The sequence below is a fragment of the Serratia sp. CY33802 genome, from assembly GCF_052169095.1.
Lineage (GTDB): Bacteria > Pseudomonadota > Gammaproteobacteria > Enterobacterales > Enterobacteriaceae > Serratia > Serratia bockelmannii.
Genome location: NZ_JBJNLL010000008.1, coordinates 92,822 through 118,058, shown reverse-complemented (window position 1 = coordinate 118,058; position 25,237 = coordinate 92,822). Strand labels below are relative to the sequence as shown.

The following is a 25,237-nucleotide window of genomic DNA, read 5'->3' as shown; positions in this document are numbered from 1 at the left end:
AGCCGGTTGAGATGGATATTCGGCGTAAAAAAAACTAGTCTGCTAGCAGAGACAGAGGGAAATTTCCCACGGAGATGCAGAGTTGAGGTGCATGATGTTAGAGCGAATTTGCCAACTGTCCCGCGAGGCGGGGGCGGCGATCATGGCGGTGTACGACGGTGAACAACCGCTTGATGTCGCACAGAAAAAAGATGACTCACCGGTGACGGCGGCCGATCTGGCGGCGCATCACATCATCAAGCGCGGCCTGGCGGCCCTGACGCCGGAGGTGCCGCTGCTGTCGGAAGAGGATCCGCCGGCGTGGGAAGAGCGCCGCAGCTGGACGCGCTACTGGTTGGTCGATCCGTTGGACGGCACCAAAGAGTTTTTGCACCGCAACGGCGAGTTCACGGTCAATATCGCCCTGATTGAAGACGGGCAGGCGGTGATGGGCGTGGTGTATGCCCCAGCGATCGACGTGTTGTATCTGGCGGAGCGCGGCAAGGCCTGGAAAGAAGAGAAGGGCGTGCGGCAGGCGATCGGCGTCAGCAACGCGCATCCGCCGCTGGTGGTGGTGAGCCGCTCGCATATCGACGACGAGCTGAAAGATTACCTTCAGCAACTGGGCGAGCACCAGACCGTGTCCGTCGGTTCCTCGCTGAAGTTTTGCCTGGTGGCGGAAGGCAAGGCGCAGCTTTATCCGCGCTTTGGGCCGACCAACATTTGGGATACCGCCGCAGGGCATGCGGTGGCGGTGGCTGCCGGGGCGCAAATTCACGATTGGCAGGGCAAGCCGTTGCTCTATACCCCGCGTGAATCTTTCCTCAACCCCGGCTTCCGGGTGTCGCTGTTCTGAGTTAGTTCGCCAACAGCTGGTGCAGTTTGGATATCACCTGCTGCACCTCTTCCGGCGTCAGCGCGCCGTCTTTAGCAAACTGAATGCGCCCTTGCTTATCCAGCACCACGATGGCTGAGCCTTTCGGCTGCAAATCCCAGGCCTTGCGCACGTTGCCGTCGCTGTCGACGATAAACTGCGACCACGGGAACTCCTTCTTGCTGTCTTCAATGCTGCTGCGCACGAACATCGCGGTGCCCATCAGGGCATCGTCGGTGTTGACGATTGTCGTCGTTTGGTAACGATCGTGTGGTAGCTTCGCTTTCTTGATCGCTTCAATCAGTGGGTCGTTCATGTCTTTGGCGGAGCTGCGGCCGGCAATATGTTGTATCACTCGCACTTTTCCACTGAGCTGCGCGCTGTTCCAGTTTTGGTAGCTAAAATTACCGTCAGCGTAGTTGAGCTCTCCTTTGTCGCTGACGCCAACCGGCGCTACGCGCTGCTGGAGCTGGAAGTTGTGCGCGGAAGCGAAAAGCGGGGCGAGCAGCAGGGATACCATCAGCATGCGACTTGTTTTCATGCTTTCTCCTTGTAATGGGGGGAATTTGTGCGACAGCACTTCGACAGCCTAAAGCATAGGATGTGATAAGAGGTCTGTCCTGTTAACCGGATCGCAGATTTTCCCTTGGTTCGCTAATCATCAGATTTTGAAGGGATATCCTGAAAACGTTATAAATTATCATATACAATTCTGTCAAAAAGTGTAAATCCAGCGTAGATAACCAGGCAGAAGTGAACGTTCTGGTCTTTACTGGGTCTACTACATGCAATCAAGTTGCGTTCTGAATTTCGAGGCTGCCACCTTTGGCGGCTCGCTGAGCGCATGGATCAACGGGAGGAGCGTAAAAGAATGAGAATCTTCCAGCGTTATAACCCTTTGAAAGTGGCAAAGTACGTTAAGACCCTGTTTCGTGGAAGGCTGTATATCAAGGACGTAGGCGCATTTGAATTCGACGAAGGGAAAATCCTGCCGCCGAAGATTCGCGACAAGCGCCATTTCAGCGTGATGTCTGAAGTGAACCGTCAGGTGCTGCTGTTGCAGACCGAGATGGGGTGAACACCTCGCTGACAGCGGTAAAAAAATGCGGCCCCGATGGGGCCGCTGATGTTTCTGTCCTTCGCGCCGTCAGGCCGCCGGGGTGTCGTCTGGCGCTTTCGGCAGCACCGCCGCCGGTTTGTCGCTCAGCCGGGTGACCAGCAGCTGGTCTATCTTGTAGCTGTCGATATCCACCACCTCGAACTTGTAGCCGGCGTATTTGACGAAGTCGGTGCGTTTCGGGATCTTGCGCAGCATATACATCATAAAGCCGCCGATGGTCTCGTAGTTGCCCGCCTGCGGGAATTCGTCGATGTCCAGCACGCGCATCACGTCGTCGATCGGCGTGCCGCCTTCAATCAACCATGAGCTTTCGTCGCGCGCCACGATCTGTTCTTCCTGGCCCTGGCCGACCAGATCGCCCATCAGCGTGGTCATCACGTCGTTAAGGGTGATGATGCCCACCACCAACGCATATTCATTGAGGATCACCGCGAAGTCTTCGCCGGCGGTTTTGAAGCTTTCCAGCGCTTCGGACAGCGTCAGCGTATCCGGCACGATCAGCGCCGAGCGGATCTGCACGCCGCTGCTCAGCACCAGGCTCTGGTTGCCCAGCACGCGGTTCAGCAGGTCTTTGGAATCGACGTAACCCACCACCTGATCGATATGGCCGTCGCACACCAGGAACTTGGAGTGCGGATGGGTCGAGACCTTCTCCTTGATGCTCTCTTCGCTTTCGCGCAGATCGAAGTACACCACGCTTTCGCGTGAGGTCATCGAAGACGGCACGGTGCGCGATTCCAGCTCGAACACGTTTTCAATCAGCTCGTGCTCCTGCTTGCGCAGCACGCCCGCCAGGGCGCCGGCTTCCACCACCGCGTAGATGTCATCGGAGGTGATATCGTCCTTACGCACCATCGGCAGCTTGAACATGCGGAAGATCAGGTTGGCCATGCCGTTGAAGAACCACACCAGCGGGCGGAAGATCATGATGGAGAAACGCATCGGGTTGATGATCCGGACGGCGACCGTCTCTGGTGCAATCATACCGATGCGCTTCGGGGTCAAATCGGCGAACAGGATAAACAGGCTGGTCACCAGCACGAAGGAGCAGATGAAGCTGACCTGTTCTGCCAGTTCAGGCGACAGGAAGCGATCGAACAACACCTTGAAGGTGGGAGAGAAAGCCGCGTCGCCGACGATACCGCCGAGGATGGCCACGGCGTTCAGGCCGATCTGCACCACGGTGAAGAAGATGCCTGGGGTTTCTTGCAGCTTGAGCACTCTGGCGGCGTTGACGTTACCTTCGTCGGCCATCAGCTTCAGTTTGATCTTGCGCGAGGCGGCCAGAGAGATTTCCGACAGTGAGAAGAACGCACTCACCGCGATCAGAAAAAGAATCAGTAAAATACTGTTTAACATAATCTATCCATACGTGCCGACGGGATGACGGCGCTCTTGAGGAAGGGTAGTACATAGTAAAAAAAGCAGCGATAACAACCAGAAGGGAAGCTATCGGGCCGCAGAAGCGGCCCGCATAGTATAGCAGTTGCCCCACAGGGGCCGCCAGCGGTTAAAAAAGTGCCGCCGGCTGGCATCGGATCAGCCCTGCGGCGGCAGGCAAACGCCGATGCCGCCCAGCCCGCAGTAGCCTTCCGGGTTTTTGAACAGGTACTGCTGATGATCGTCTTCCGCATAATAGAACGGCAGCGCCGGCGCGATCTCGGTGGTGATGACGCGCTTGTCGCCCGCCGCGTCCATCGCCTGCTGGAAGCGTTGCAGGCTGCTTTCCGCCTCGGCCTGCTGCTCTGGGCTCAGCGTATAAATCGCCGAGCGGTACTGAGTGCCGACGTCGCCGCCCTGGCGCATGCCCTGCGCCGGATCGTGATTTTCCCAGAATACCTGCAGCAGCTGTTTGTAGCTGACGACCTGCGGATCGAACACCACGCGCACCACTTCGGCGTGGCCGGTCTGGCCGCTGCACACTTCGCGGTAGGTCGGGTTCGGCGTATAGCCGCCGCTGTAGCCGGCGGCGGTGCTGTAGACGCCCGGCTGCTGCCAGAACAGACGCTCAACGCCCCAGAAACAGCCCATGGCGAAGATCGCCACTTCCATGCCTGCCGGCACCTGGGTCATCGAGTGTTCGGTGACCACGTTGAGCGTTGCGACAGGCATTGGCGTGGTGCGGCCAGGCAGCGCGCTTGCCTTATCGACGGTTTGTGATTTATCAAAAAATGGCACCACGGTTGACTCCTGTTGTCACAGTAAGAATTGACCCTACATGGCGGCGGTTCGGTTGTATCTCACCGCGTCTTTGCCCACAATAAGTGGCAAGTTGGATTTTGTATAAGCTTAACGCAGTATTTTGAGCGCCAAAAGTGAAGAATTCGCCTGTTGCGCGGCGGTGGCAAAGCGCGGCGGGCGGCGTCCGGAATAAGGTTGAAGAGGGCTGCCGTCATGATAGCGCGGAGTCTGCCCTGGCCCCGGAGCAAACACCATAACAGGAAAGTAAAATCAATAAGGAGAACACGTGCCAAAGTACCCGGTCATGTGCTTGATATCTGTGTTGCTTGCGGCACCTGCGGCCTATGCGGCGAACGTGCGGCTGCAGGTGGAGGGGTTAAGCGGAGAGTTGGAAAAAAACGTCCGAGTGCGGCTGTCGTCGATCACGCCTGAAGAGGTCGGCACCGACGGCCGCTTCCGCGCGCGGGTGGATGAGGCGGTGCGCCAGGGGCTGCGCGCGCTCGGCTATTACCAGCCGACCATCGAGTTTACGCTGGACGACCGACCGGGAATGTCGCGCCCGGTGCTGCATGCCAAGGTCAATCCGGGCGAGCCGGTGCGTATCGCCGGCGCCAATATCGTGCTGGAGGGCGGCGCGAAGACCGATGAAGACTACCTGACGCTGGTAAAGAAGGGGCGGCCGACCATCGGCGAGATCCTCAACCACGGCAAGTATGACAGTTTCAAAGGCTCGCTCACCGGCCTGGCGCTGCGCAAAGGCTATTTCGACGCCGACATGACCAAAAGCCAGCTCGGCGTGGCCGAAGATCTGCACAAGGCGTTTTGGGACATCGATTTCAACAGCGGCGAACGTTACCGCTTCGGCAAGGTGAAATTCACCGGTTCGCAAATCCGCGAAGACTATCTGCAAAATCTGGTGCCCTTTCATCAGGGGGATTACTACAGTTCGGAGGATTTGGCCGAGCTGAACCGCCGTTTGTCCGCTACCAACTGGTTCAACTCGGTGGTGGTGTCCCCTGATTTCAACGATGCCAAAGAGAACAAGATTTTGCCGTTGGACGCGCTGGTAACGCCGCGTACGCGCAATACCATCGAAACCGGTATCGGTTACTCCACCGACGTCGGCCCGCGGGTGAAAGGCACCTGGAAAAAGCCCTGGCTCAACGATCGCGGCCACAGCCTGGAAACCAGCGCCAGCGTGTCGGCGCCGGAGCAGCAGCTGGATCTGACCTATAAGATCCCGCTGCTGAAGAATCCGCTGGAGCAGTATTACCTGCTGCAGGGCGGGCTCAAGAACGTCGATCTTAACGACACCAAATCCGTGACCTCCAAAGTGGTGGCCTCGCGCAACTGGGATCTCTCCAGCGGCTGGCAGCGGGCGATCAACCTGACCTGGCGCTGGGATAACTTTACCCAGGGCAACGTCAGCAACACTACCATGCTGTTGTACCCCGGCGTCAGCTTCAACCGCACCCGCTCACGCGGTGGCCTGATGCCAACCTGGGGCGACAGCCAACGCTACTCCATCGACGTGTCCGACACCACCTGGGGCTCCGGCGTGGACTTCGCGCTGATGCAGGCGCAAAACGTCTGGATCCGCACGCTCGCCGACAAGCATCGTTTCGTGGCGCGCGGGCAGGTGGGATGGATAGAAACCAACGACTTCGACAAGGTGCCGCCGGATTTGCGCTTCTTCGCCGGCGGTGACCGCAGCATTCGCGGCTACAAGTACAAAGACATTTCGCCGCGCGGTGACGATGGCAAGCTGACCGGCGCCTCCAAAATGCTGACCGGCTCGCTGGAGTATCAATACAACGTGACCGGCAAATGGTGGGGGGCGATGTTCGTCGATTCCGGTGAAGCGGTGAACGATATCAAGAAAAGCAACTTCAAGACCGGCGCCGGTGTCGGCGTGCGCTGGCAGTCGCCGGTGGGGCCGGTGAAGTTGGATATCGCCGCGCCCGTGGGAGACAAGGACACTCACGGGATGCAGTTCTACATCGGTTTGGGGCCTGAACTATGAGCCTGGTTAAAAAGATTTGTCTCGGATTTCTGGTCGTCCTGCTGTTGCTGATCGGCGGGCTGGCCTTTCTGGTGGGCACTACCACCGGTTTGCATATGGTCATCAACGGCGCGGCGCGTTGGGTGCCGGGGCTGGAGATCGCCGGCGTCAGCGGCGGCTGGCGCGATCTGACGCTGAAGGGCGTGAAGTATCAGATGCCGGGCGTGACGGTCAACACTGGGCAATTCCATCTGTCCCTCGATCTCTCCTGCTTTAAACGCAGCTCGCTGTGCGTCAACGCCTTGACCGCTCAGGACGTGGACGTGGCGGTGAACACCAAAGAGATGGCGCCCTCCACGCCGGTGGAGGAGAGCAGTGAGCCGACCACCAATCTCAGCACCCCTTATCCGATCACCCTGCGCCTGTTGGCGCTGAACAACATCAAGGTCACCGTCGACGACACCGCCATTTCTCTGGCCGAGTTCCGCACCGGCGCACAGTGGCAAGAGCGCGCGCTGACGCTGATGCCAACCAAGATCGGCTCGTTGCTGATCGCCTTGCCGAAAACGCCGCAAAATCCGTTGCCGGAAGCGGTGCAACCGGCGGTTGAGGTAGCGAAAAAGGTCGGTGAACAGGTTACCGACGCGGCGAAACCGGCGCCGCAGCCGGAAGAGAAGCCGCTTGGCGAAACGCTGAAGGAACTGTTCGCCAAACCGCTGTTGCCGGATCTGCCGGACATCCGCCTGCCGCTGGATATCACCGTCAAAGAGATCAGCGGCGAACAGCTGCGCTTGACCGGCGATACCGACGTGCTGATCACGAGTCTGTTGCTGCAGGCCAGCACGCAGGATCAGCATATCCAACTGGACAACTTCGACGTGAAGTCGCCGCAGGGCACGCTGTCGGTGCAGGGGCAGGCGACCCTGACCGGCGACTGGCCGGTGGCCCTGACCGCCAACAGCGCGCTGAACATCGAACCGCTGAAGGGCGAGAAGGTGAAGCTGAACATCGGTGGCGGGTTGCGTGATGAGCTGAAGGTCGCGCTGAACCTGTCCGGCCCGGTCGGCGCCCAGCTCGATGTGCAAACCCGGCTGGCCGAAGCCGGCCTGCCGCTGGCGCTGACGTTGCAGAGCAAACAGCTGAAATGGCCGCTGAGCGGCGAGGCGCAGTACCAGGTCAACGATTTTCGCCTGCGCTTTAACGGCAAGGCGACCGATTACGCGCTATCGACACGCGCCAATCTGAAAGGCCAGGATTTGCCGCCGGCGGTGCTGACGCTGGACGGCAAAGGCAACGTTGAGCAGTTCAAGCTGGAGCGCCTGCGGCTGGCGGCGCTGCAGGGCAATACCGATCTCACTGCGCTGGTGGACTGGAGCAAGGCCATCAGCTGGAACTCGCAATTGACGCTGAGCGGCATCAATACCGCTAAGCAGTGGCCGGAATGGCCGGCGAAGCTGGATGGCAAGATCACCACGCGCGGCAGCCTGCACGGCGGCAGCTGGCAGCTGCAGGTGCCGGTGCTGCAGCTGGACGGCAACGTGAAGCAGAACAAGGTCACGGCGCGCGGTACGCTGAGCGGCAACGCCGCCGGGCAGTGGAAAATCCCCGGCATCGATCTGACGCTGGGGCGCAACCAGCTGAACGTCAAAGGGCAGCTGGATGAGAAAAGCTGGAACCTGGACGCCAACATCGACGCGCCGCGTCTGGACGGCGCGCTGCCGGGCCTGGGCGGCACCGCCAAAGGGCTGTTGAAACTGCGCGGCAATCTGCAGGCGCCGCAACTGCTGGCGGATTTGACCGCCTCCGGCTTGCAGTGGCAGGCGCTGCGTATCAACCGCGTGAAAATAGACGGCGACGTGCGCTCCACGGATCAGATCCAGGGGCAGTTGGCGGTACGCGTCGAGCAGCTGAAGCAGGACGCGCTGGAAGTCAGTCTGCTGACCCTCGACGCCAAAGGCAGCGAGAAGCAGCATCAGCTGCAGTTGAAGATCGACGGCAAACCGGTCTCCGGCCAGCTGGCGCTGCAGGGCAGCTTCGATCGTCAGCAGCAGCGCTGGCGCGGCAATTTGAACAATACCCGCTTCGATACGCCGGTAGGGGAGTGGCGCCTGACGCGCGCCATCGCGCTGGATTACCTGAACACCGCGCAGAAAATCAGCATCGGGCCGCACTGTTGGCAGAACCCGAACGCCGAGCTGTGCGTGCCGAAGACCATTGAAGCCGGCCAGAGCGGCCAGGCTAGCGTGGTGCTCAATCGGTTCGACCTGGCGATGATCAAGCCGTTTCTCGGCCCGGAAACCGCCCTGAGCGGCGTGTTCACCGGCCGGGCCGACGTCAGCTGGAAACCAGGCGGCGCGCTGCCGGAGGCGAAAGTCACGCTGGCCGGCAACGGCGTCAAGGTGGTACAGCAGGTGCAGGGCAACGCGCTGCCTATCGCTTTCGATACGCTGACCCTCAACGCTGGCCTGAACAACGGCCGCGCGCAGGCCGACTGGCGGATCAAACTGACCAACAACGGCCAGTTTGACGGCAATATCCAGGTGGTGGATCCGCAGGTGCGGCGCACCATCAGCGGCAACGTCAATATCACCAACATCTCGCTGGCGCTGATCAACCCGGCGCTGATGAAGGGCGAAAGTGCAGCGGGCATGCTGAATGCCAACCTGCGTCTGGGCGGCAGCGCGCAGAAGCCGCTGGTGTTCGGGCGTCTGGCGTTGGATCGGGCGAAGGTGCAGGGGCACTGGATGCCGTTCGATATGACCGACGCGCGGCTGGCGGTGAATTTCAACGGCATGACCTCGACGCTGGAGGGGCTGCTCAGCACCACCCGCGGCCAGCTGAATCTGGCGGGCGATGCCGACTGGCGTGACATCAACGCCTGGCGTGCGCGCATTGCCGCCAAGGGCGACAAGCTACGGGTGACGGTGCCGCCGATGATCCGCATCGACGTGTCGCCGGATCTGGTGTTCGAAGCCACGCCGCAGCTGTTCTCGCTCAACGGCAAGGTCGATATCCCTTGGGCGCGCATTACGGTGCAGGAGCTGCCGGAAAGCGCGGTGGGCGTCTCTTCCGACGAGGTGATGCTGGACGATCAGCTGAAGCCGATTCAGCCGAAGACCGCTTCGATCCCGATCAACAGCAACCTGATGATCCACGTCGGCAATGACGTGCGGCTGGACGCCTTCGGCCTGAAAGCCCGCTTGAAGGGCGATTTGAAAGTGGTACAGGACAAGAAAGGGCTGGGCCTCAACGGCCAGATTGACATCCCTTCCGGTCGCTTCCATGCTTATGGTCAGGATTTGATCGTGCGTAAAGGGCAGCTGATGTTCTCCGGCCCGCCGGATCAGCCGCTGCTCAATATTGAAGCGATCCGCAACCCGGAATCCACCGAGGACGACGTGACTGCCGGCGTGCGCGTGACCGGCCTGGCGGATGCACCGAAGCTGGAAGTGTTCTCCGATCCGGCCAAATCGCAACAGGAAGCCTTGTCTTATCTGCTGCGCGGCCAGGGCTTGAGCAGCTCCGGCGCCGACGGCAACGCCATGACGTCGATGTTAATCGGCATGGGGGTTGCACAAAGTGGTCAACTTGTGGGTAAAATCGGCGAGGCATTCGGCGTGAGTAATTTGGCTCTGGACACTCAAGGGGTTGGCGACAATTCCCAGGTTGTCGTGAGCGGCTATGTCCTCCCAGGCTTACAAGTAAAATATGGGGTGGGCATTTTCGACTCGCTGGCCACGCTGACGTTGCGTTATCGCCTGATGCCTAAGTTGTATCTTGAAGCGGTGTCTGGTCTCGACCAGGCATTAGATTTGCTCTATCAGTTTGAGTTTTAGCGATGCGAATAATTGTCTACGGCAGTTTACGGCGCAAACAGGGAAACAGCCATTGGATGACCAACGCCCAATGGCTCGGCGAGCACGAGCTCGAAGGCTATCAGATTTATAATCTGGGCCATTACCCGGCGGCGATCCCTGGAGAGGGCACGATACATTGCGAGGTGTATCGTATTAACTCATCGATTCTGGCAGAGCTGGACGAACTGAAAAGCAACACCAAGGACTATAAGCGCGAGCTGATTCAGACGCCTTATGGGAGTGCGTGGATCTACCTGTACAAACACAGCGTGGACGGTTACCCGCGAATTACCAGCGGTGACTGGCTGAAGCGTCTCGAAGAACAGTAAGAAAAAAAACACCGCTCAATGAGCGGTGTTTTTTCATCGGACGGCGGCTGGAATTACTTCTTGGCAGCGCGTTCGAAGGAGGCGATGATTTCCGCTTTAGCCGCGGCAGCGTCTGCCCAGCCTTCCACTTTCACCCATTTGCCTTTTTCCAGATCTTTGTAGTGCTCGAAGAAGTGAGCGATCTGGGCTTTCAGCAGTTCCGGCAGGTCGTTCACGTCTTTCACGTGATCGTACTCTTTGGTCAGCTTGCTGTGTGGTACCGCAACCAGCTTGGCGTCTTCACCGGCTTCGTCGGTCATCTTCAGTACGCCAACCGGACGGCAGCGGATCACGGAGCCCGGCTGCAGCGGGTATGGGGTTGGGACCAGTACGTCAACCGGGTCACCGTCCAGAGACAGGGTGTGGTTGATGTAGCCGTAGTTGCACGGGTAGAACATCGCGGTGGACATGAAACGGTCAACGAACAGCGCGCCGGTTTCTTTGTCGATTTCGTATTTGATTGGATCGGCGTTGGCCGGGATTTCGATTACTACGTAGATGTCTTCCGGCAGGTCTTTGCCAGCAGGGACCAGATTCAAGCTCATGTCGGTTTCCTTTAATCATCAAACCAGAAATGGAGTGGCGGCTATTATAGCGGACTCTTTTGCGATTTCCTGCCCTTTTCATCGTCGAAAACCCAGTGTGCCGGCGCAGGGATAATTTCCAGATTAATCCCGCCGCGGCATGAAGTTTTGCCTTCGCCTGCCGATAACTTCAACAAACAATAATGAGCTAGCAAAGCTGGCTCCGCGTTTTGCCACCCCTACTACGTCTGATCTCACAATTTCTGAAGCCGGGAAGAACTCATGCTAAAAAAGATTACGGTGAAGGCTGGGCTGATCGCCCTGCTGAGCCTGATGACCATGTTGCTGATCATGGTCAGCGTTATTGGCGTCAACGCGATTAACGAAGGATCGCGATCGATCCATACCTTGAACCAGATCCTCGGTGAAGAGCTGGGCTCGCTGGCCAACAGCTCCAACCTGACGCTGCGCGCCCGAACCGCCGCTTCGTTGGCGGTGCGCCAACGGGAGATCGGCCAGATCGATGTGTCCGACGCCACCGTGGGCCGCATCTACGGTTACCTCGATCAGTCAAACAAGGAAATGGCGCGCTTTGTCGGCGTCGGCACCGTGACCGATCGCGGCCGCGAACTCTCCAATCGTCTGCAAAACAGCTATCGCGCCTACCTCGAGCAGGGCGTGAAGCCGATGGCTGCCGCCATCAAGGCCGGCAAAATCGATGAGTATTACCATATTCAGGAGACCCGCATCTCTGCGCTGAGCATCGCGTTTGAAAAGGATCTCAGCGATTTCCGCAGCTTTGCCATGAAGCTCGGCGAAAAGCAGGTGTATGACGCGGAAAACAACGCCAGCACCAAGATTTCGCTGATCGTGGTGGCGGGCCTGCTCAGCGTGCTGCTGGCGGTGCTGGCCTGGTTCGCGCTGCGCGTGATCATTTTGCGCCCGTTGGACGAGTCCATCGCGCAGTTGGAACACATCGCCGGCGGCGATCTGACCCATGAGATCCGCGGTGAGGGTGATACCGAGATGGGCCGCTTGGTGCGGGCGATGCAGCGTATGCAGCAGGCGTTGGCCAGTTCGGTCAGCAAAGTGCGCGATGCCAGCAGCCAGATCGACACCGGTTCACGCGAACTGGCGGCCGGTAACCTGCATCTGGCGCAGCGTACCGAAGAGTCGGCCGCTTCGCTGGAAGAGACCGCCGCCAGCATGGAACAGCTGACTTCGACGGTGAAAATGAACGCCGAGAACTGCGAGCAGGCCAACCAACTGGCGCTGAGCGTGTCCGATATCGCCAACCAGGGCAGTGACGTGGTCAGCCAGGTGATGAGCAAGATGCAGGCGATCACCGACAGTTCGCGCCGCATCGCCGACATCATCAGCGTGATGGACGGCATCGCCTTCCAGACCAATATCCTGGCGCTGAACGCGGCGGTGGAAGCGGCGCGTGCCGGCGAGCAAGGCCGCGGTTTCGCGGTGGTGGCCGGTGAAGTGCGCAGTCTGGCGCAGCGTAGCGCCCAGTCGGCGAAAGAGATTAAAGGGCTGATTGAAGCGTCGCAGAACAGGGTGCAGGAAGGCGAACAGATGGTGGCGTCGGCCGCGCAGACCATGAGCGGCATCACCGGTGAAGTGGGCCGGGTGACGGCGTTGATGCGTGAGATCTCGGCGGCGACGCGCGAACAAAGCAGCGGTATCGAACAGGTAAACCTGGCGGTGGCGCAGATGGATCAGGTGGCGCAGCAGAATGCGGCGCTGGTGGAAGAGTCGGCGGCGGCAACGCGCTCGCTGGAAGATCAGGCTCAGCTGCTGGCGCAGAGCATGGCGGCGTTCAAGCTGTAAGGCGATAAGGGTTCGGCGCGGTGCCGAACCCTTGCCAGAAACGCGTTACTCGTCCGGGTTTTCGGCGATGAAGCGTTCTGCGTCTTCTACCATCGACTTGGTGCCGACGAAGAATGGCGCGCGCTGGTGCAGTTTCACCGGCGTGATGTCCAGAATGCGGTTTTTGCCGTCGCTGGCTTTACCGCCGGCCTGTTCGGCCAGGAACGCCATCGGGTTGCATTCGTACAGCAGGCGCAGCTTGCCTTGCGGATGGCTGGCGGTGCTTGGGTAGATGTAGATGCCGCCTTTCAGCAGGTTGCGGTGGAAGTCCGCCACCAGAGAACCGATGTAGCGCGAGGTGTAAGGGCGCTGCGTCGCTTCATCCTGCTCTTGGCAGTACTTGATGTATTTCTTCACGCCGAGAGGGAACTTGATGTAGTTGCCTTCGTTGATGGAATACATGTTGCCGCTCGCCGGGAAGCGTACTTTCTCGTGGGAGAGGCAGAACACGCCCAGAGACGGGTCGTAAGTAAAGGCGTGGACACCGTAACCAGTGGTGTACACCAGCATGGTGGACGAACCGTAAACCACATAACCCGCTGCGACCTGGGCGCTGCCCGGCTGCAGGAAGTCTTCTTCGGTCACCGGCGTGCCGACCGGCGTGATGCGACGGTAGATAGAGAAAATCGTACCGACCGAGACGTTGACATCGATGTTGGACGAACCGTCCAACGGATCCATCAATACGACATACTTGGCATTTTCAGCACGCTCGCCGTCGAATATCACGATTTCATCTTCTTCTTCGGAAGCGATACCCGCAACTTCACCACGCGCTTTCAACGCCGCTTTCAGTTTTTCGTTCGCGTACAGGTCCAGTTTCATCTGAACTTCGCCCTGTACGTTGGACACCCCGCTGGTCCCCAGAATATCAACCAGGCCAGCCTTGTTGATGTCGCGGTGGATGATTTTGGCGCCCAGTTTAATGGCAGAAAGTAACGCGGTCAGCTCGCCGGTGGCGTGCGAGAAGTCGTGCTGTTTCTCGACGATAAATTCGCCTAACGTTTTCATGACACAATCCCTGAATCTACGGATGGATAGCGGCCTGTTAACAAACCGCCAACGTTTTCGCGAGCAGTGTAGCCCAAAGATGCGCGCCATTCATAGGCAAATCCATTTCTTCTGGACGATTCTGAGCGTTAGAATATGCCGACATTCGATGCACTCACATGAGAAACCTATGCGCATTCACATTCTTGGGATCTGTGGCACCTTTATGGGCGGGTTGGCGATGCTGGCGCGTTCACTGGGGCATGACGTCACCGGTTCGGACGCCAACGTCTATCCGCCGATGAGCACGCTGCTGGAGAACCAGGGGATCGATCTTATTCAGGGTTATGATCCAGCCCAGTTGGATCCGGCGCCGGATCTGGTGATCATCGGCAACGCCATGACGCGCGGCAACCCGTGCGTGGAGGCGGTGCTGGAGCGTGGCATCCCTTACGTTTCCGGCCCGCAGTGGCTGCACGACGCCGTGTTGCGCGATCGCTGGGTACTGGCGGTCGCCGGTACCCACGGCAAAACCACCACCGCCGGCATGGCGACCTGGATCCTCGAGGCCTGCGGTTACCAGCCCGGCTTCGTCATCGGCGGCGTGCCCGGCAACTTCGACGTATCGGCGCGCCTCGGCGGCAGCCCGTTCTTCGTGATTGAGGCCGACGAGTATGACTGCGCGTTCTTCGACAAGCGCTCCAAGTTCGTGCACTACAGCCCGCGCACGCTGATCATGAACAACCTGGAGTTCGACCACGCCGATATCTTCGACGATCTGAAAGCCATCCAGAAACAGTTCCACCACTTGGTGCGCCTGGTGCCGGGCAAAGGCAAGATCATCCTGCCGGACAACGACAGCCACCTGAAGCAGGTGATGGCGATGGGCTGCTGGAGCGAACAGGAGCTGGTGGGCGAAGAGGGGACCTGGCGTGCGCAGAAGCTGACGCCGGACGCCAGTCATTACGCGGTGTTCCTCGACGGCGAGCAGGTCGGCGAAGTGAACTGGGCGCTGGTGGGCGAGCACAACATGCATAACGGCCTGATGGCCATCGCCGCGACTCGCCACGTTGGCGTGCAGCCGGCAGACGCCTGCCGCGCGTTGGGCGATTTCATCAACGCCCGCCGCCGCCTGGAGCTGCGTGGCGAAGCCAACGGCGTCACGGTTTACGACGACTTCGCGCACCACCCGACCGCGATCCTGGCCACCCTGGCCGCGTTGCGCGGCAAGGTCGGCGGCACGGCGCGCATTCTGGCGGTGCTGGAACCGCGATCCAACACCATGAAAATGGGCATCAGCAAAAACGATCTGGCGCCTTCGCTCGGCCGCGCCGACGAAGTGTTCCTGTTCCAGCCGCATCACATTCCATGGCAGGTAGCGGAAGTGGCTGATGCCTGTGTGCAGCCGGCGCACTGGAGCGCGGATCTCGACACGCTGGTGGACATGGTGGTGAAAACCGCACAGCCGGGCGACCACATTCTGGTGATGAGCAACGGCGGTTTTGGCGGCATTCACGATTGCCTGCTGGACGCGCTGGCGAAAAAGCAGGAGCCGAAGGTGACCTACTGATTGTTCAGTAGCATAAGCCACTCTAAGGGCCGCATTTGCGGCCTTTTTTACGCCCATAAAAAAGCCCTCGCGAGCGAGGGCAACGGGGTTCGTCGGATAGGACGACGAGAGGGTCTCTGGGAAATCGGCGTTTGCGTCAGAACTCGGCAGTGGCAGTGACGAGGGTAATCAGCTCTGCAAAGCCGTTCCCAGAGTTGTTATTTGTAAATCTCGGCGGTGGCGTGGTAGTTGCCTTCGTTACGCGCTTCGATCACGCGGTAGGCGGTCGCGCCTTTAGCGTCGGCTTTCTCCGACAGCGCCTGGCGAATGTCGGTCGGTGCGCCGTCGATACCGCTGACGGTAATGGTGCCGATAGATTGCAGATTGGCGGTCTGATCGTTAGTCACCAACTGGGCGGCAGATGCGCCGAAGGAGATGACGGACAGCAGACCGAGTGCAGCAAGCGTAGTTTTCATGTTCATGATAGCGATCCTTGGTCATAACAGCCTGGAAGGGCTTGGCAGCGATTTTTATTCTTGAAGGCCGTTATGACAGCGTTTGATTCCAGAGATGTATTGCCCGTTGCCGGGTAATGTCGTTACTTATTTGTAGATTTCAGCGGTCGCGTGGAAGTTGCCGTCGTTACGCGCTTCGATCACGCGGTAAGCGGTCGCCCCTTTGGCGTCAGCTTTGTCAGACAGTGCCTGGCGGATGTCGGAAGGCGCAGCGGCGACGCCACTCACGGTGATCACACCGGCGGGTTGCAGTTGTGCGGCCTGGGTTGCATCAACAGATTGTGCTGCGAATGCACCAAATGAAAGCATGGACAGAACGCTCAGGGTTGCAACGGTAGCTTTAATTTTCATTATCTCACCTCATCGTATTCTTTTATCAGTTCCAACGAACTGTGATTCAGTTCACGAAAATGAGTATACAGCTAGTAACGCGAAAAATTAATAGTTCGCTAACAGTTGCTAGTGAAACTTTAACCTTATGATCCTTATTTTTTATAACTGTAAGGAATAAAAAACGCTCATAAAACGATCTTTTGATGTTAAATTTATGTAATTTCAATAAGGTAAGTGCTTTTAACCAAAAGTGCGGAAGATCACAGTGGGTACTGCTGGTTACATGGCGATGTCATGGAAATGTGTTGTTGCGGGATAAAAAAGCAGTGTTAAACGCGGTTAAAGGCCGGGGAGGTAACGCGAGGGTTAAAGAAGCGCTAACAAAATGCGGAAGGTAGCCGCACTTTGTTAGCGCCAGGTTTCACAGCTCTTGCTCAAACACGCCCAGGATCGCTTCATGCAGCTTCTGAGCGGTAAAGCCGCTGGACGGGGTGACGAAAATGGTATCGTCGCCGGCAATCGTGCCGAGGATGCCCTGGGATTTACCCAGTGAGTCGAGCAGGCGGGCGATCAGCTGCGCGGCGCCCGGGCTGGTATGGATCACCACGACGGCGTCGTTATGGTCGACGTCCAGCACCAGATTCTTCAACGGGCTGGTGGTGGTCGGCACGCCGAGTTCGGCAGGAAGGCAATACACCATTTCCATTTTGGCATTGCGCGTACGTACCGCGCCGAACTTGGTCAGCATGCGCGATACTTTGGATTGGTTAATGTTTTCGAAGCCTTCTTCTTGCAGCGCCAAAACGATCTCGCCTTGAGAACTGAATTTTTCTTCTTTCAATAACGCTTTGAACGTCTTGATCAGATCTTCCTGTTTTGCGGGATTACGCATTTTGCACCGTGGAATGTTGATAGTGGAAGTCATGATTATGCATATAGATGAATTTTTATGCAACAAAGGCCGCCCCAAAGAAAATAAAAAAGACCGGGCGGCGAGGAAAGGGCGGCATTTTAACAAAATCCGGCCGCGATGAATATGCCCTTTTGACGACGGAAAATCGGCCTACGGTGGTAAATAAAATGTTATTAAAATGATGTTGTTCTGATGTTGCGTAAGGGTGTAATGTAACGGCCGGTTAACTTGCTCGTGAATAACCTCGCACTATTTTTGATTAGTGTGCGCTATGCCCTTCATGCGCAAGCGATTTAATCTAAAATGGGCGCGACAGCGGCCGTTTTATTACACCTGCAGGCAAGAATTGGCTAATTTATTGTTTTAAAAGGTGTAATGACTCAAGGTCCGTAACCAACACATTCACGGCGCTTTATATATTTAAGATAATAAAGGAGTATAGGATGAAAGTTGCAGTTCTCGGTGCTGCTGGCGGTATCGGCCAGGCCCTCGCCCTTCTACTCAAAACCCAGCTTCCTTCAGGTTCTGAACTCTCTCTCTACGACATTGCCCCCGTTACCCCAGGCGTTGCCGTCGACTTAAGCCACATCCCAACCGCAGTTAAAATTAAAGGCTTCAGCGGCGAAGACGCGACCCCGGCTCTGCACGGTGCGGACGTGGTGCTGATTTCCGCCGGCGTGGCCCGTAAGCCAGGCATGGATCGCTCTGATCTGTTCAACGTTAACGCCGGCATCGTGCGTAACCTGATTGAGCAAGTGGCGAAAACCTGCCCGAAAGCCTGCATCGGCATCATCACCAACCCGGTTAACACCACGGTCGCCATCGCGGCGGAAGTGCTGAAAAAAGCCGGCGTTTACGACAAGAACAAACTGTTCGGCGTGACTTCGCTGGATATCATCCGTTCCAACACCTTCGTGGCCGAGCTGAAAGGCAAGCAGCCGGAAGAGCTGAACGTGCCGGTTATCGGCGGCCACTCTGGCGTGACCATTCTGCCTCTGCTGTCGCAGATCCCTGGTGTGAGCTTCACCGATCAGGAAGTGGCGGATCTGACCAAACGCATTCAGAACGCCGGTACCGAAGTGGTAGAAGCCAAAGCCGGCGGCGGGTCTGCAACGCTGTCCATGGGCCAGGCGGCCGCACGTTTCGGTCTGTCTCTGGTGCGTGCGCTGCAGGGCGAAAAAGGCGTTGTGGAATGCGCTTACGTTGAAGGCGACGGCAAATACGCTCGCTTCTTCGCGCAGCCGCTGGTGCTGGGCAAGAACGGCGTTGAAGAGCGTAAAGATATCGGCACCCTGAGCGCCTTCGAGCAGAAAGCGCTGAACGAGATGCTGGACGTGCTGCACAAAGATATCGAACTGGGCGAGAAGTTCATCAATAACTGATCGATACCGAGAGTCAGCCTATAAACGCCGCCGGACGCTGTTCCGGCGGTTTTTTTTTGTTCCGCGTTCACGACTTGATGCGTGCTTTGCGATCCAGCAGGCAATCGCTGTGCGGATCGTAATAACGGCTTGGCCAGATCTCCGATGGGTGAATGCCTATCGCTTCGGCGATCAGCCATTCCCCCTTCGGCCACGGGCGCGACAGCGCATTGGCCAGCGTCGATGAGCTCAATCCGGCCTTGCGCGATACCGCCGCCAGCGTGGTGCCCTGCTTGCGTAGCGCCGCGATGATATCTGCCGGGTGCCAATCTGGGTTCCTTGAATTCATGTTTACATCCCTTTTCTGATTAGCCAAAGTTGCGTTAGTGGTATAACTAACGAGTCAAAGTTAAGCGTTTGAACAACGTGAAACGTTTATTCGGAAACCAGAATACCATTAAATTTCCTAAAAAATACCCAGGTAATTTCCAAAAATGACGTTGCCCACTATTGCCCAGAGATGATGGCCATGAAAAACGAGTGGTTTGCCGCCAAGGAACTGACAGGCATCGCAGGATTACCCTCCTCACCACAGGGAATCAATTTGATGGCCCGGCGCGAAGGCTGGATCAGCCGCAGGCGTAAAGGCGTGCAGGGAAAAGCGTTGGAATACCATATCGATAGCCTGCCTTCAGGTGTGCGTAACCTGCTGGTGCTGAAGGAAGACGGGGCGGCCTATGACGTAGAACGCCAGGATCCGTTGGCGGTCTGGATCGAGTATTACTACCATTTGACGGAGAGCGAGCGCGAGAAAATGGTGGCTTTCCTGATGCGGGAAGGGATTGGCGGCCTGCTGGCGCGTATCGACGAAGAGAGCAATACCTAAGCAGGCCCGCGTACGCGGGCCTGATGAGTGTATTGCGAAATCACGATTTCTTAAAAATCGCGTTGCACCGCTAAATGGGCCAGGCCTTCCAGCGCCGTGCGGTGCTCCGATGCCGGCAACACCTGCAGCGCGGCGATCGCCTTGTCGGCCTCTTCCTCGGCGCGTTGGCGGGTGTATTCCAGCGAACCGCATTGCTGCATCGCCTGCAGTACCGGCTCCAACAAATGACGGCCGTTGCCTTGCTCAATTGCGCCACGGATCATGTCACGCTGGGCGTCGTCGCCGTTGTGCATCGCGTGCAGCAGCGGCAGGGTCGGCTTCCCTTCGTTCAGATCGTCGCCGGTGTTTTTGCCCAGGGTGCTGCCGTCGGCGCTGTAGTCGAGCAGATCGTCGATCAGCTGGAAAGCGGTGCCGAGGTAGCGGCCATAATCTTGCAGCGCCTTCTCTTGTTCGGCGCTGGCGCCGGACAGGATCGCCGACGATTGCGCCGCCGCCTCAAACAGACGGGCGGTTTTGCTGTAGATCACCCGCATATAGCTTTCTTCGCTGATGTCGGGATCGTGCACATTCATCAACTGCAGCACTTCGCCTTCGGCGATGACGTTGACCGCCTCCGACATCAGCGCCAGCACGCGCAGGGATTCCAGGCTGGTCATCATCTGGAAGGCGCGGGTATAGATAAAGTCGCCGACCAGCACGCTGGCGGCGTTGCCGAACGCCGCGTTGGCGGTGGCTTTGCCGCGGCGCATGTCCGATTCGTCGACGACGTCGTCATGCAGCAGCGTGGCGGTATGAATGAATTCGATCAGGGCGGCGACGGTGACGTGCTTGTTGCCTTCATAGCCCAACGCCCGCGCCGCCAGGACGGCGATCATCGGCCGGATGCGCTTACCGCCACCGCTGATAATGTAATAGCCAAGCTGATTGATGAGCGTGACATCGGAATTCAGCTGTTCGAGAATTGTTGCGTTCACGGCCGCCATATCTTGCGCGGTTAACTCGGTAATTTGCTCTAGGTTCATTGTGTTTTTTTCAGCTGTGTTTCTCTTCACCGCGTTGAGATCGCTGCTCACATCGGTACATGGCGGTAACTGTCCCTATGATTGTACTTGAAAAACGGTTCAGATAAACGCCACGAAAGAAACTGCGCTTTTTTTCTTCTTTTTTCTTGTTCTGGTCTTATTCTGCTCTTGTCATACGCTGCTTTTTTGCGTAGAATTCGCGCCCTATTGTGAATATTTATAGCGCGCTCTGAACTAACACAGTCGGGCACGCGGAAAGCGGAGTTTTATATGTACGCGGTTTTCCAAAGTGGTGGTAAACAACACCGAGTAAGCGAAGGTCAGACCGTTCGCTTGGAAAAGCTGGACATCGCAACTGGTGAAGCGGTTGAGTTTGACCAGATTCTGATGATCGCTAATGGCGAAGATATCAAAATCGGCGTTCCTTTCGTCGATGGCGGCAAGATCAAAGCTGAAGTTGTTGCTCACGGTCGTGGCGAGAAAATTAAAATTGTTAAGTTTCGTCGTCGTAAACACCATCGTAAGCAGCAGGGCCACCGTCAGTGGTTCACTGACGTTAAAATCACCGGCATCAGCGCTTAAGTTAGGAGAGCGGATTAATGGCACACAAAAAGGCTGGCGGCTCGACTCGTAACGGTCGCGATTCAGAAGCTAAACGTCTGGGCGTAAAACGCTTTGGCGGCGAAGCAGTACTGGCAGGCAGCATCATCGTTCGTCAGCGCGGCACCAAATTCCACGCTGGTACCAACGTGGGTTGCGGCAAAGACCACACTCTGTTTGCTTTGAAAGACGGTAAAGTCAAATTCGAAGTTAAAGGCCCGAGCAATCGTAAATTCATCAGCATCGAAGCTGAATAATTTTTCGAGCCTTACGAAATAGATGTAAGCCCCGCAATTCGTTGCGGGGCTTTTTACATTTATGGGTTGCCCGAGGGCAGGCCCGTCAGCGTTGACGAAGGTGATATGGATACGAAGCAGCAGGTCGGCGTTGGCATTTCTCTGGCGTTAACCACGGCGGTTTGCTGGGGCGCGTTGCCGATCGCGATGAAAGAAGTGTTGGTCGTGATGGAGCCGTTTACCGTTGTCTGGTATCGCTTTACCATGGCCGCCATCGGTTTGGGCGTGATCCTCGCGGTACGCGGCAAGCTGCCGCGGCTGACGATGTTCCGCCAGCCGCGTTGGCTGCTGCTGTTGGCGATCGCGACGGCGGGGCTGCTAGGCAACTTTGTGTTCTTCAGCTCCTCGCTGCAATACCTGAGCCCGACGGCGTCGCAGGTGATTGGCCAGCTGTCGCCGGTGGGCATGATGTTCGCCAGCGTGCTGATTTTAAAAGAACGTATGCGCATCACCCAGGTTATTGGCGCCCTGATGCTGATTTGCGGACTGATGCTGTTTTTCAACGTCAGTTTGATAGAGATCTTCACCCGGCTGACGGACTACACGCTGGGCGTTATGCTGGGCGTGTGCGCGGCGATGGTTTGGGTGAGCTACGGCGTGGCGCAGAAGGTGTTGCTGCGCCGACTGGCTTCGCCGCAGATCCTGGTTATGTTGTACACTTTATGTGCGATAGCGTTGTTCCCTCTGGCCAAACCCGAGGTGATTTTCCAGCTGAGCGGCTGGCAATTGGCGTGTCTGCTATTTTGCGGCGCCAACACGCTGATCGGCTACGGCGCACTGGCAGAGGCGATGGCACGCTGGCAGGCGGCGCAGGTGAGCGCGTTGGTGACGCTGACCCCGCTGTTTACCCTGCTGTTTTCAGATTTATTGGCGCTGGTCTGGCCCCAGGCATTCGCTGCGCCGACGCTGAACGTCGTCGGCTATGTGGGTGCGTTTGTGGTTGTGGCGGGCGCCATGTTTTCCGCAATTGGTCACCGGTGGTGGCCGCGACGGGCAGAACCCCCCCTGGTTGCTCCTTTGAAGCAGCCCGGTGAATGATTTACGGAGACGGTAAATGAAGTTTGTAGATGAAGCAGCGATTCTGGTCGTTGCAGGCGACGGCGGCAACGGGTGCGTCAGCTTCCGCCGCGAAAAATATATCCCGAACGGTGGGCCTGACGGCGGTGACGGCGGTGACGGCGGCGACGTTTACCTGCTGGCGGATGAGAACCTCAACACCCTGATCGACTACCGCTTTGAGAAGTCTTTCCGCGCCGAGCGCGGCCAGAATGGCCAGAGCCGCGACTGTACCGGCAAACGCGGTAAAGACGTCATCATCAAGGTGCCGGTCGGCACGCGCGTGAAGGATCAGGGCACCGGCGAGATCCTCGGCGACATGACGCGTCACGAGCAGAAGCTGATGGTCGCCAAAGGCGGCTGGCACGGTCTGGGCAACACCCGTTTCAAATCTTCGGTCAACCGCGCGCCGCGTCAGAAGACGCTGGGTACCGCGGGCGAAGCGCGTGACCTGTTGCTGGAGCTGTTGCTGCTGGCCGATGTGGGCATGCTGGGGCTGCCGAACGCCGGTAAATCGACCTTCATCCGCGCGGTGTCTGCTGCCAAACCTAAGGTGGCCGATTATCCGTTCACCACGCTGGTACCGAGCCTGGGCGTGGTGCGTATGGACCACGAGCAGAGCTTTGTGGTTGCCGACATTCCGGGGTTGATCGAGGGGGCCTCCGAAGGGGCGGGCCTGGGGATTCGCTTCCTGAAACACCTGGAGCGTTGCCGCGTGCTGTTGCACCTGGTGGACATCGCGCCGATCGACGAAACCGATCCGGTGGAAAACGCCAAAGTGATCATCAACGAGTTGAACCAATACAGCGAAAATCTGGCGCAGAAGCCACGCTGGCTGGTGTTCAACAAAATTGATGTGATTGGTGAGGAAGAAGCTGCCGAACGCGCCAAAGCGATTGTGGAAGGCATGGGTTGGGAAGGGAAGTACTACATGATCTCCGCCGCCAACCGCGAAGGCGTCAACGCGCTGTGCTGGGACGTGATGAACTTCATCAACACTCAGCCGAAAGCGATGGCGATCGAAGAAAGCGCGCCGGAAAAAGTCGAATTCATGTGGGATGACTACCACCGCGAGCAAATCGCGGAGGTGGAAGCCGAAGCGGAAGATGACTGGGATGACGACTGGGACGAAGACGACGACGAAGGCGTCGAAATCATTTACCAGAAGTAATTCGGTGATAAAGGGCTCAGCAACGCTGGGCCCTTGTTATTTGAGCGCCTTTTCCGGCAACCAGCACTGGGCGTTCAGGCCGCGCGCATCGCGGCGGTTTTCCAGCGTCAATCGCCCCTGGTGCAGTTGCGCGATGCGGATCACGATATTCAGGCCCAGTCCGCTGCCGCCGTAGCGTTGATCCATGCGGCGAAACGCCTGCGTCAGCTCCCCAATCATCTCTTCCTTGATACCCGGGCCATCGTCGATGACCTGCAGCAGATAGCCGCTGTCTTGCGGCGTTAATCGCACCTGTATCGCGCCGCCTTCCGGGCCGTAACGGTGGGCATTTTCGACCAGGTTGCGCAGCAGCAACCGCAGCAGCACCGGATCGCCGTTCACCGCGGCGACGGCCGGCAATTGCCAATCCAGCGTCTGCCCGCGTTGGGCGGTCATTTCGTCGAGTTCTTCGCGCAGCGGTTGGATCACATCGGCCACCCAATCGAAATGCTGATAATGGCCGCTGGCGAAGTCTTGCCCGGCGCGCGACAGCATCAGCAGCTGCTCGACGGTGTGCATCAGTTGATCGATGCGGGCGATCAGCACCTGGCTGCCCTGGACGCCCTGCTTTTCCATCAGTTCCAGGTGCAGGCGGATGCCGGCCAGCGGCGTGCGCAGCTCGTGGGCGGCGTCGGCAGTGAACAGGCGTTCCTGTTGAATGGTGTTATCCAGCCGTGAGAACAGCTGATTGAGTGCATTGGTGACCGCTACCATTTCCTGGCTGTCGCTGGTGATTGGCAGCGGCGTCAGGTTATCGGCAGAGCGCTTTTCCAGCCGCTGCTGCAATTGGTTTAGCGGGCGGATGATCCAGCTGATGGCCCAAAACGACGCCAGCAGCGTGACGACCATCATGATCAGCGAAGGCGCCAGCAGCGACGCGATGGCCTCGGCGATCTCGGTATCGACGCGCTCGGTACGCACTTTGGCGGACAGGGTTTCATCCACCAGGAAACTGATCTGCTCCTGGCTTTCGTGCCACAGCCAGAAGGCGCTGATGAGTTGCGTGACCAGCAGGATCAGCGCCAGCATCAGCAGCAGGCGGCGGCGCATGCTGATCATGACGAGGGTTCCAGGCGATAGCCGATGCCGCGCACGGTGCGGATGCGATCCTTGCCCAGTTTGCGGCGCAGGTTGTGGATGTGCACTTCCAGCGTGTTGGAACCCAGGTCGTCCTGCCAGGTGTAGAGATCCTGCTGCAGGAGTTCACGATTGACCGTCTGCCCGGCACGCATAATCAGGCGCGCCAGAATGGCAAACTCTTTCGGCGTAACCTCCACCGGCTGTTGCTGCAGGTAGACCTGCTGGCTCGAGAGGTTCAACTGCAGGTCATCCACCTGCATCAGATTGTCGCTGTGGCCCTGGTAGCGCCGCAGAAGGGCGCGCACGCGTGCCTGCAGCTCAACCAGCGCGAAGGGTTTGACCAGGTAGTCGTCGGCGCCGGCATCCAGCCCGTCGACGCGATCTTCCAGGGCATCGCGGGCGGTCAGGATCAGCACCGGCAGATCGATCTGCTGGCGGCGCCACTGCCGCAGCAGTGCGGCGCCGTCCATGTCCGGCAGACCGAGATCCAGGATCACCATGCTGTATTGGCTGGTGATGAGCAGGCTGTTGGCCTCTGCCGCCGTGGTGGCGCAGTCGCAGACGTAACCTTCGCCGGTCAGCGCCAGTGCCAGCCCCTGTTGCAACAGTTCATCATCCTCAACGACCAGCAGCTTCATGACGATCC

General features: G+C 58.2%; 25 protein-coding genes. 13 read left to right on the top strand and 12 right to left on the bottom strand.

The features are described 5' to 3' along the window. The first annotated feature begins 94 nt into the window (after positions 1-94). Positions 95-835, top strand: a complete 741-nt coding sequence (gene cysQ, locus ACJ8HA_RS20440) for a 3'(2'),5'-bisphosphate nucleotidase CysQ (protein ID WP_004933611.1) — start codon at positions 95-97, stop codon at positions 833-835. Position 836: 1 nt separating this feature from the next. On the opposite strand, the gene ACJ8HA_RS20435 is transcribed toward cysQ, so the two are convergent. Further along, the gene (locus ACJ8HA_RS20435) at positions 837-1,394 is read right to left on the bottom strand and encodes a YtfJ family protein (protein ID WP_025305036.1); all 558 of its coding nucleotides are present in this window, start codon (positions 1,392-1,394) and stop codon (positions 837-839) included. Positions 1,395-1,724: 330 nt separating this feature from the next. On the opposite strand from ACJ8HA_RS20435, the gene ACJ8HA_RS20430 reads away from it, so the two are divergent. Next, positions 1,725-1,931 carry a DUF1107 domain-containing protein gene (locus ACJ8HA_RS20430; protein WP_004933604.1) on the top strand — a complete coding sequence of 69 codons (207 nt, stop codon included), beginning with the start codon at positions 1,725-1,727 and terminating at the stop codon, positions 1,929-1,931. A 69-nt stretch (positions 1,932-2,000) separates the two neighbouring features. On the opposite strand, the gene ACJ8HA_RS20425 is transcribed toward ACJ8HA_RS20430, so the two are convergent. Both ACJ8HA_RS20425 and msrA read right to left on the bottom strand, forming a co-directional pair. Next, positions 2,001-3,332 (bottom strand): hemolysin family protein, encoded by a 1,332-nt coding sequence (locus tag ACJ8HA_RS20425; protein WP_004933603.1) that lies wholly within the window; start codon positions 3,330-3,332, stop codon positions 2,001-2,003. 180 nt (positions 3,333-3,512) lie between these two features. Then, positions 3,513-4,154 carry a peptide-methionine (S)-S-oxide reductase MsrA gene (msrA, locus tag ACJ8HA_RS20420; protein ID WP_043139288.1) on the bottom strand — a complete coding sequence of 214 codons (642 nt, stop codon included), beginning with the start codon at positions 4,152-4,154 and terminating at the stop codon, positions 3,513-3,515. A 304-nt stretch (positions 4,155-4,458) separates the two neighbouring features. On the opposite strand from msrA, the gene tamA reads away from it, so the two are divergent. Genes tamA through ACJ8HA_RS20405 form a run of 3 tightly spaced genes read left to right on the top strand, consistent with a single transcriptional unit; the run spans position 4,459 to position 10,342 of the window. Then, a complete protein-coding gene (gene tamA / locus ACJ8HA_RS20415; RefSeq protein ID WP_169540592.1) occupies positions 4,459-6,177 on the top strand; it encodes an autotransporter assembly complex protein TamA in 1,719 nt (572 codons plus the stop codon). Continuing rightward, the gene (gene tamB / locus ACJ8HA_RS20410) at positions 6,174-9,992 is read left to right on the top strand and encodes an autotransporter assembly complex protein TamB (RefSeq protein WP_439056324.1); all 3,819 of its coding nucleotides are present in this window, start codon (positions 6,174-6,176) and stop codon (positions 9,990-9,992) included. Before tamA ends, tamB begins: the two co-directional genes overlap by 4 nt. A 2-nt stretch (positions 9,993-9,994) precedes the next feature. After that, on the top strand, positions 9,995-10,342 hold the full coding sequence (locus ACJ8HA_RS20405; protein ID WP_025159589.1) for a gamma-glutamylcyclotransferase family protein: 348 nt from the start codon (positions 9,995-9,997) through the stop codon (positions 10,340-10,342). Between the two features lie 53 nt (positions 10,343-10,395). Here ACJ8HA_RS20405 and ppa read toward each other — a convergent pair whose 3' ends face one another. Beyond that, complete coding sequence (ppa, locus tag ACJ8HA_RS20400; RefSeq protein WP_004933594.1) at positions 10,396-10,926, bottom strand: inorganic diphosphatase; 531 nt, start codon at positions 10,924-10,926, stop codon at positions 10,396-10,398. 261 nt (positions 10,927-11,187) lie between these two features. On the opposite strand from ppa, the gene ACJ8HA_RS20395 reads away from it, so the two are divergent. Then, positions 11,188-12,741, top strand: a complete 1,554-nt coding sequence (locus tag ACJ8HA_RS20395; RefSeq protein ID WP_089181570.1) for a methyl-accepting chemotaxis protein — start codon at positions 11,188-11,190, stop codon at positions 12,739-12,741. A 45-nt stretch (positions 12,742-12,786) separates the two neighbouring features. On the opposite strand, the gene fbp is transcribed toward ACJ8HA_RS20395, so the two are convergent. After that, entirely contained in the window at positions 12,787-13,791 is a 1,005-nt protein-coding gene (gene fbp, locus ACJ8HA_RS20390; RefSeq protein ID WP_004933587.1) for a class 1 fructose-bisphosphatase, read from the bottom strand. Between the two features lie 169 nt (positions 13,792-13,960). Between fbp and mpl the strand changes: the two genes are divergently transcribed. Continuing rightward, entirely contained in the window at positions 13,961-15,340 is a 1,380-nt protein-coding gene (gene mpl / locus ACJ8HA_RS20385; RefSeq protein ID WP_089181571.1) for a UDP-N-acetylmuramate:L-alanyl-gamma-D-glutamyl-meso-diaminopimelate ligase, read from the top strand. Between the two features lie 197 nt (positions 15,341-15,537). Here mpl and yhcN (ACJ8HA_RS20380) read toward each other — a convergent pair whose 3' ends face one another. The 3 genes from yhcN (ACJ8HA_RS20380) to argR all read right to left on the bottom strand — a co-directional run bounded on the left by yhcN (ACJ8HA_RS20380) (position 15,538) and on the right by argR (position 17,059). Beyond that, complete coding sequence (yhcN, locus tag ACJ8HA_RS20380) at positions 15,538-15,801, bottom strand: peroxide/acid stress response protein YhcN (RefSeq protein ID WP_025305042.1); 264 nt, start codon at positions 15,799-15,801, stop codon at positions 15,538-15,540. Between the two features lie 120 nt (positions 15,802-15,921). After that, positions 15,922-16,185 carry a peroxide/acid stress response protein YhcN gene (gene yhcN, locus ACJ8HA_RS20375; protein ID WP_025305043.1) on the bottom strand — a complete coding sequence of 88 codons (264 nt, stop codon included), beginning with the start codon at positions 16,183-16,185 and terminating at the stop codon, positions 15,922-15,924. Between the two features lie 403 nt (positions 16,186-16,588). Continuing rightward, the gene (gene argR, locus ACJ8HA_RS20370; RefSeq protein ID WP_016929335.1) at positions 16,589-17,059 is read right to left on the bottom strand and encodes a transcriptional regulator ArgR; all 471 of its coding nucleotides are present in this window, start codon (positions 17,057-17,059) and stop codon (positions 16,589-16,591) included. 464 nt (positions 17,060-17,523) lie between these two features. Between argR and mdh the strand changes: the two genes are divergently transcribed. After that, positions 17,524-18,462, top strand: a complete 939-nt coding sequence (gene mdh, locus ACJ8HA_RS20365) for a malate dehydrogenase (RefSeq protein WP_004933569.1) — start codon at positions 17,524-17,526, stop codon at positions 18,460-18,462. A gap of 67 nt (positions 18,463-18,529) precedes the next feature. Here mdh and ACJ8HA_RS20360 read toward each other — a convergent pair whose 3' ends face one another. Next, complete coding sequence (locus ACJ8HA_RS20360; protein WP_004933567.1) at positions 18,530-18,790, bottom strand: helix-turn-helix domain-containing protein; 261 nt, start codon at positions 18,788-18,790, stop codon at positions 18,530-18,532. Between the two features lie 180 nt (positions 18,791-18,970). On the opposite strand from ACJ8HA_RS20360, the gene ACJ8HA_RS20355 reads away from it, so the two are divergent. Further along, complete coding sequence (locus ACJ8HA_RS20355) at positions 18,971-19,327, top strand: DNA-binding protein (protein ID WP_025305044.1); 357 nt, start codon at positions 18,971-18,973, stop codon at positions 19,325-19,327. Between the two features lie 50 nt (positions 19,328-19,377). Here the strand turns inward: ACJ8HA_RS20355 and ispB are convergent, their stop codons facing one another. Further along, the gene (gene ispB / locus ACJ8HA_RS20350) at positions 19,378-20,349 is read right to left on the bottom strand and encodes an octaprenyl diphosphate synthase (RefSeq protein WP_025305045.1); all 972 of its coding nucleotides are present in this window, start codon (positions 20,347-20,349) and stop codon (positions 19,378-19,380) included. Between the two features lie 270 nt (positions 20,350-20,619). Between ispB and rplU the strand changes: the two genes are divergently transcribed. From rplU to cgtA, 4 genes are all read left to right on the top strand, one after another. After that, positions 20,620-20,931 (top strand): 50S ribosomal protein L21, encoded by a 312-nt coding sequence (rplU, locus tag ACJ8HA_RS20345; protein WP_004933561.1) that lies wholly within the window; start codon positions 20,620-20,622, stop codon positions 20,929-20,931. A gap of 17 nt (positions 20,932-20,948) precedes the next feature. Then, complete coding sequence (gene rpmA / locus ACJ8HA_RS20340) at positions 20,949-21,206, top strand: 50S ribosomal protein L27 (protein ID WP_004933559.1); 258 nt, start codon at positions 20,949-20,951, stop codon at positions 21,204-21,206. Positions 21,207-21,311: 105 nt separating this feature from the next. Next, positions 21,312-22,283 (top strand): DMT family transporter, encoded by a 972-nt coding sequence (locus tag ACJ8HA_RS20335; RefSeq protein WP_380827486.1) that lies wholly within the window; start codon positions 21,312-21,314, stop codon positions 22,281-22,283. Between the two features lie 16 nt (positions 22,284-22,299). Next, positions 22,300-23,472 (top strand): Obg family GTPase CgtA, encoded by a 1,173-nt coding sequence (gene cgtA / locus ACJ8HA_RS20330; RefSeq protein WP_025305047.1) that lies wholly within the window; start codon positions 22,300-22,302, stop codon positions 23,470-23,472. 36 nt (positions 23,473-23,508) lie between these two features. On the opposite strand, the gene pmrB is transcribed toward cgtA, so the two are convergent. Both pmrB and pmrA read right to left on the bottom strand, forming a co-directional pair. Beyond that, a complete protein-coding gene (gene pmrB, locus ACJ8HA_RS20325; RefSeq protein WP_197813008.1) occupies positions 23,509-24,570 on the bottom strand; it encodes a two-component system sensor histidine kinase PmrB in 1,062 nt (353 codons plus the stop codon). Continuing rightward, positions 24,567-25,229 (bottom strand): two-component system response regulator PmrA, encoded by a 663-nt coding sequence (gene pmrA / locus ACJ8HA_RS20320; RefSeq protein ID WP_049203934.1) that lies wholly within the window; start codon positions 25,227-25,229, stop codon positions 24,567-24,569. Before pmrA ends, pmrB begins: the two co-directional genes overlap by 4 nt. Positions 25,230-25,237 lie beyond the last annotated feature (8 nt).